Raw genomic sequence first — 6400 nt, forward strand, 5'->3', positions numbered from 1 at the left:
GTATTAGAAGAGGGTTTAGACGGTTGAGCTTGAGATTTCTTGACCCATGCTCTAAGTGTTTCTGGGGTACATCCCAGTTTATCTGAAATCGATACTAGCGCAGCCCAAAGAGAAGGGTATTCATGCTGTTGTGTGGTAACAAGCCTAATTGCACGTTCACGAAATTCTGATGTATAGCGATTTGATTTTTTCATAGTTCCAGTTTCTCAAGTTATTGAGTCTCTGGCAAACACGGGGCGATTCAGTTAGGTTTAATAATTGATTCTGCATTAGTCGACTTTGTCAGTGTGGAAAATAAGCAACAACGCCAAGTGTGTAGGAAGGTGAGTAAAAGTTTAAAAGAGTGCGTAGAACTAGATAAGCCAGAACTACACACTAACGAGGCTACGCAGTTAAAGACTGACTATGAAATAATAAGTGTTGGTCAATAAAACTACTTATAAAGAAGTAACTATGATCGTAACCTTCTTGCATTTCCAGCGTTAACGGGTAACTCTTATCGTGAGCGATAGCCACTAGGTTGTGTGGTTTAAGTTGCTCATCTAAAAAGCCATCGGCATCACCTTGCGATACTAGCATAGGTAAGTAGTCGTCCTGCTTTGCTAGTTTCATAAGCTCGCAGGTATCGTATTGTGCCCAAAGTGATTTATTGTCACCTAAATAACCAGTAAACGCTTTTGTGCCCCATGGGCAATTTATTGGGTTAACGATTGGGCTAAACGCAGATGCGCTTACATAGGCTTGTGGGTTTTTAAGTGCAACCATTAAAGCACCGTGCCCACCCATAGAATGACCACTAATGGCTTTAGTACTTGTTACCGGAAAATGCTGTTCAATAAGTGCTGGTAGCTCATCAACTACATAGTCGTACATATTAAAATGTGTGTTGAAGGGCGCTTGCGTAGCATTAACATAAAAACCAGCACCTTGAGCAAAGTCATAACTATCTTCATTGGGTACTTTATCGCCACGCGGGCTTGTATCCGGTGCCACTATCGCAATACCCAGCTCAGCAGCTTTTTTAAACGCGCCCGCTTTTTGCATAAAGTTTTCGTCGGTACAGGTTAAACCCGATAGCCAATAAAGCACAGGGACTTTGTTTGTTTCACTTGCACCTGGTGGTAAAAATACCGCAAAACGCATTGTGCAATGGGTACTTGTTGCAGCGTGAGTGTATTGCTTATGCCAACCACCGGCTACTTTTGTACTTGAGATATTCTCTAACATAATAATCCTTAAAAGCCGTAAACGTTCAAGTATTACGGCTTTTTATCAAGTCGCTTACTAAGTGCTTATTAGTAATGAATTACAGTACGAATACTCTTGCCTTCGTGCATTAAATCAAATGCATCGTTAATTTCTTCAAGGCTCATTGTATGAGTAATAAAGTCGTTTAAGGCAAATTCGCCTGCCATATAGCGCTCAACTATTTCAGGAAGTTGCGAGCGACCTTTAACGCCACCAAATGCGCTACCACGCCATACACGACCGGTAACAAGCTGGAAAGGACGAGTTGAAATTTCTTGGCCAGCACCGGCTACACCAATAATTACCGATTCCCCCCAACCTTTATGACAACACTCAAGGGCAGAGCGCATTAAATCAACGTTACCAATACATTCAAATGAGTAATCAACGCCGCCGTCAGTCATTTCAACAATCACTTCTTGAATTGGCTTGTCGAAATCTTTAGGGTTTATTAAGTCGGTTGCGCCAAGTTTAGTGGCAAGGTCAAATTTACTGGTGTTAATGTCTACACCAATAATACGACTCGCGCCTGCCATTTTTGCACCAATAATGGCCGATAAACCAATGCCACCAAGGCCAAATATAGCGACTGTATCGCCTTCTTGAACTTTAGCTGTGTTAGTTACAGCACCCATACCGGTTGTAACCCCACACCCTAATAAACAAATTTCTTCAAGCGATGCTTCTTTGTTTACTTTGGCGAGTGAAATTTCTGGGAGTACTGTGTACTCAGAAAATGTAGACGTACCCATATAGTGGTAAATTGGTTGGCCGTCTTTAAAAAAGCGCGTTGTGCCGTCTGGCATTAAACCTTTACCTTGTGTTTCGCGTACTGCAGAGCAAAGGTTAGTTTTGCCTGATGTACACATTTTACACTCACCACATTCAGCGGTATAAAGTGGAATTACATGATCCCCCACTTCAACACTTGTTACACCTTCGCCAACGGCATAAACAACGCCTGCGCCTTCGTGGCCTAAAATAGCTGGGAATATACCTTCTGGATCTTCACCTGATAACGTAAATGCATCGGTATGACAAACACCAGTAGCAGTAATTTTTACCATTACTTCGCCTTTTTTAGGCATCATTACATCAACTTCTTCAACGCTTAAAGGTTGGTTAGGGCCCCAAGCAATCGCCGCTTTTGATTTAATAAAATCAGACATGTGTTTATCCTTAGTAGTGTTATTTAATATCAATTGTAGACCCATTTTGTTTGGGTGATGGGACTATTGTATTTGTTTCTCATATAATGATAATCTCTTATTTATTAAAACACTTTTACAGTATGGTAATAATGGCGCGTTGGGATGGGATTGACGAATTTATAGCAGTCGGTGAGGAAGGAAGCTTTACTGCTGCAGCTAGGATATTGGGCCTTTCGGTTGCGCATATTAGCCGTCATGTAACCGCCCTTGAGCAACGTTTAAATACCCAGCTTTTAACGCGCACCACACGAAAAGTTGTTCTTACCAAAGAAGGTGAGTTTTTTTTACACCAAATAAAACACTTACAGCATGCAATGGACGATGCTACGCAGGGCCTTGCATCACATCAAACAACCCCTAAAGGAAAAATTAAACTAACAGCCCCGGTAATGTTCGGCGAAACCTTTATTATGCCTATTGTGCACAATTTTATGCACGATCACCCCGATGTTGAAGTTATTGCAAACCTAAGTAACGAACAAGAAGATTTACTTGAAGGCGGGTTTGATTTAGCAATCAGGTTAGGCCATTTAAAAGATTCGAGCTTAAAAGCGCGAAGGTTAAGTGATCGGCGCTTTATTATGTGTGCATCGCCTGCTTATTTAAGGCGCTTTGGTGAGCCACATACCTTAGGTGAGCTACATAACCACCAGTGTTTAGTAGGTAATAGTAGTTATTGGCGTGTAAACGAAAATGAGCGTGAAAAACACATTAAAATTGCTGGCAGATTACATTGCAACAGTGGTTGGGCACTTGTTGATGGCGCTAAAAAAGGCTTAGGTATTGTGCAACTCCCTGATTATTATATAGATAATGAGCTTAATAGTGGTGAGTTAGTGCCTATTTTAACGTCTTACCAACCCAAGCAAGAAGGTGTGTGGGGGGTTTATCCACCACGTCAGTTTGTAGCTACCAATGTACGTGTATTGCTAGACTATTTAGTTGCTGGCCTTAAAGAATAAATTGCACTAAATAAATTGCTGAAAAATCATCCAAGTCTCAGATTTATAAATTATTTCTTACATTTATGGTCATATTCAATTGTGCTAACTTCGTGCTACTATAACCCCACACTTTTAGCATAAATGTTTTAAATTATATGTTTCAACCGGTTAGCTTATTTATAGGACTTAGATACAGCCGCTCCTCAAAAGGGAATGCGTTTATATCGTTTATTTCTTTTTTTTCTATTGCCGGTATTGCTATTGGTTTAATGGCTTTATTTACTGTAAGCAGTGTAATGAATGGGTTTGAGCATAGCTTAAAAACTAATATGCTTGGCCTTATTCCGCACATTGAAGTTAAATCTGATCAGCACACCCCAGAGCAAATAACGAGTTTAAAGGCAGCTCTTACTAAATCGTCTTATGTGAAACATGTTAATTTGTATCGCCAAGGCGAAGCTATTTTGCAAACCAATAAAGATCTTCACGGTGTATTACTGCAAGGTTTATATGACAATAACGGTGCGTTATACAAAGTTACTGAGAAAATAGTACAAGGCAATTGGCAAACAGTACTTAATAGTAATTATAACATTGCTATAAGCCGCTATTTGAGTCGGAAGTTAGGTGTTGGTTTAGGTGATAAACTTCGTGTGATCATGCCAAATGCATCTACTTATACTCCTTTGGGGCGTGTGCCTAGCCAGCGTTTATTTAAAGTTGCAGCAATATACGAAACGGGCTCTGAAATAGACATGGCACTCGCTTTCACAAGTGGGCCATCGCTTCAGCGTGTTTTAAAGTTAAATAAAAATGTTGCCCCAAATTTAAGTGTGTCACTTTTTGAACCCTTTGAATTGGACGAATTTACGGACGCAAGCCAACTTATATTAAAAGGTTACAACTATTCAGATTGGCGAAGCAGCCAAGGCACTTTATTTGCCGCAGTAGCAATGGAAAAGCGGATCATGTCCATGTTACTTGCACTTATTGTACTGGTCGCTGTGTTTAATATTGTATCTGCCTTAACAATGATGGTGAGTGAAAAACAAGGGGAAGTTGCGATACTTCAAACACTTGGGCTTACACCATCGCAGGTGCAAAAAGTATTTATGGTTCAAGGTCTTTACAATGGCGTTATTGGAACATTAATCGGCGCTTTTTTTGGGGTGCTACTGAGTTTATACATAAATGAGCTTCTTGAATTAGTTGGCCTGAGTCTACTTGCTGGCATTGAACTACCTGTGAAATTTGATGTGCTTAGTTTAGTAATAATTGCGTTTGCCAGTATTGCTATGAGCTTTTTAGCTACCTTATATCCTGCGCGCAAAGCCGCAAAAGTAAAACCAGCAGAGGTATTGCGTTATGAATAATTTAGTAATTAGTTGTGAAAATTTAAGCAAAGTATACCAAGATGGCAACAACCAAGTTGAAGTGCTAAAGGGCGTGGATTTAGCGCTACAGCAAGGTGAAATGCTTGCTATTGTAGGTAGTTCTGGTTCTGGTAAAAGTACGCTTTTGCATATACTCGGTACGCTTGATACTGCCACTGCAGGTATTGCGAAAATTAAAAATCAAGAAGTTGCTAAGTTATCTCGTACTGAACAAGCAGCTTTTAGAAACCAAAATTTAGGTTTCATTTATCAGTTTCACCATTTATTGATGGAGTTTAGTGCTGTAGAAAATGTAGCAATGCCTTTGCTAATAAAAGGCTTAACGGCAAAAGAAGCAAAAGTACAGGCGCTCGACATGCTTGAAAAAGTGGGTCTTGCACATCGAAGTGATCATAAACCTTCTGCACTTTCAGGAGGAGAGCGTCAACGAGTTGCTATTGCCCGTGCTTTGGTTACTAAACCTGCGTTGGTTCTTGCTGATGAGCCAACAGGTAATTTAGACAAGCAAAATGCGATTAAAATTTATGATTTAATAAATGAGCTAAACCAGAGTTTAAACACGAGCTTTGTAGTGGTAACTCATGATTTAGAGCTTGCTGATAAACTAGGTAAAATAGCTTATTTAGATGACGGTAAACTATCGGTAAAAGAGTCACAATATGTTGCTTAGTGCATTTTTAAGTAAACGTTTTAGAGCATACTCAGGTCATAAAGACGAAAAAAACGGGTTTGTTAGTTTTATAGCTAAAGCGTCTACTATAGGTATTTTATTGGGGGTCGCTGTTTTAATTGTTGCCCTTTCAGTAATTAATGGCTTTGAACAACAATTAGTCCATCGTTTACTAAGCGTAGTACCTCAGGTTGAATATGTTGCACCAAGCAGACCTATTGCTAATTGGCAGCTAAAAGTAGCTAATATAGAAAGTCAGCCGCATGTAACGGGAGCAGCCCCATTTATCGCGGTTAATGGTATGGCGCAGTATAAAAGCCAATTAAAAGCGGTCGAAATACGCGGTGTTAGCCCTTCTTATGAGGGCAATGTTTCTGCAGTTAACCAGTTTGGAACAGGTAAATTAGTAAGCCAATTATCCTCTGAAGAGGTTATTTTAGGCCAACAAATAGTAAAGCAACTTGACGCAAAAGTGGGCGACAATATTACTTTGCTAATTCCTCAGGTTGGGCAAGCAGGTGGTCAGTTATTAGCACCTAAACGCGTTACCCTGAGCCTTGCAGGTGTTATTGAAATGGGCGGCCCAATTGACAGCACGGCTGCTTTTATACATTTGGGCAAAGCGCAGCAAACACTTGGCTACGACGAAACCCAAGTTACAGGTTTAAGGTTAAGTGTTGATGATGTGTTTTCAGCGCATCAAATAGCGCTTAATGTAGGGCAAACCATTAGCGATTATGTCTATATTTCTAGTTGGTTTAGAACACAAGGTAGCTTATATCAAGATATACAAATGGTTCGTACCATTGTTTATATTGTTGTGTTTTTAATTATTGCTGTTGCGAGTTTTAATATTGTGTCTTCTCTTGTCATGGAAGTGCGTGAAAAAGAAGGCAATATCGCAATTTTAAAAACAATGGGCGCTAAAGACAG

General features: G+C 40.0%; 7 protein-coding genes. 4 read left to right on the top strand and 3 right to left on the bottom strand.

The window, feature by feature from the left end; translation table 11 throughout:
* From BCG07_RS05765 to BCG07_RS05775, 3 genes are all read right to left on the bottom strand, one after another.
* Positions 1-194: transposase (locus tag BCG07_RS05765; RefSeq protein ID WP_138922260.1), on the bottom strand; the 194-nt coding region annotated here is incomplete at its 3' end.
* 190 nt (positions 195-384) lie between these two features.
* Positions 385-1227 (bottom strand): S-formylglutathione hydrolase, encoded by an 843-nt coding sequence (fghA, locus tag BCG07_RS05770; RefSeq protein WP_286889218.1) that lies wholly within the window; start codon positions 1225-1227, stop codon positions 385-387.
* Between the two features lie 68 nt (positions 1228-1295).
* On the bottom strand, positions 1296-2417 hold the full coding sequence (locus tag BCG07_RS05775) for an S-(hydroxymethyl)glutathione dehydrogenase/class III alcohol dehydrogenase (protein ID WP_286889219.1): 1122 nt from the start codon (positions 2415-2417) through the stop codon (positions 1296-1298).
* Between the two features lie 131 nt (positions 2418-2548).
* Here BCG07_RS05775 and BCG07_RS05780 point away from each other — a divergent pair, with 131 nt between their 5' ends.
* From BCG07_RS05780 to BCG07_RS05795, 4 genes are all read left to right on the top strand, one after another.
* Positions 2549-3421, top strand: a complete 873-nt coding sequence (locus BCG07_RS05780) for a LysR family transcriptional regulator (protein WP_286889221.1) — start codon at positions 2549-2551, stop codon at positions 3419-3421.
* A 137-nt stretch (positions 3422-3558) separates the two neighbouring features.
* Complete coding sequence (locus BCG07_RS05785; RefSeq protein WP_138740875.1) at positions 3559-4776, top strand: lipoprotein-releasing ABC transporter permease subunit; 1218 nt, start codon at positions 3559-3561, stop codon at positions 4774-4776.
* Entirely contained in the window at positions 4769-5467 is a 699-nt protein-coding gene (gene lolD / locus BCG07_RS05790) for a lipoprotein-releasing ABC transporter ATP-binding protein LolD (RefSeq protein ID WP_006794753.1), read from the top strand. The genes BCG07_RS05785 and lolD overlap by 8 nt, the downstream gene beginning before the upstream one ends.
* Positions 5457-6400 (top strand): ABC transporter permease (locus tag BCG07_RS05795; protein WP_286889223.1); only part of this gene is annotated, 944 nt, incomplete at its 3' end. The genes lolD and BCG07_RS05795, both read left to right, overlap by 11 nt.

Origin of the sequence: Pseudoalteromonas sp. ESRF-bin5 (genome assembly GCF_002632075.1) — a bacterium.
GTDB classification, from domain to species: Bacteria; Pseudomonadota; Gammaproteobacteria; order Enterobacterales; family Alteromonadaceae; genus Pseudoalteromonas; species Pseudoalteromonas marina.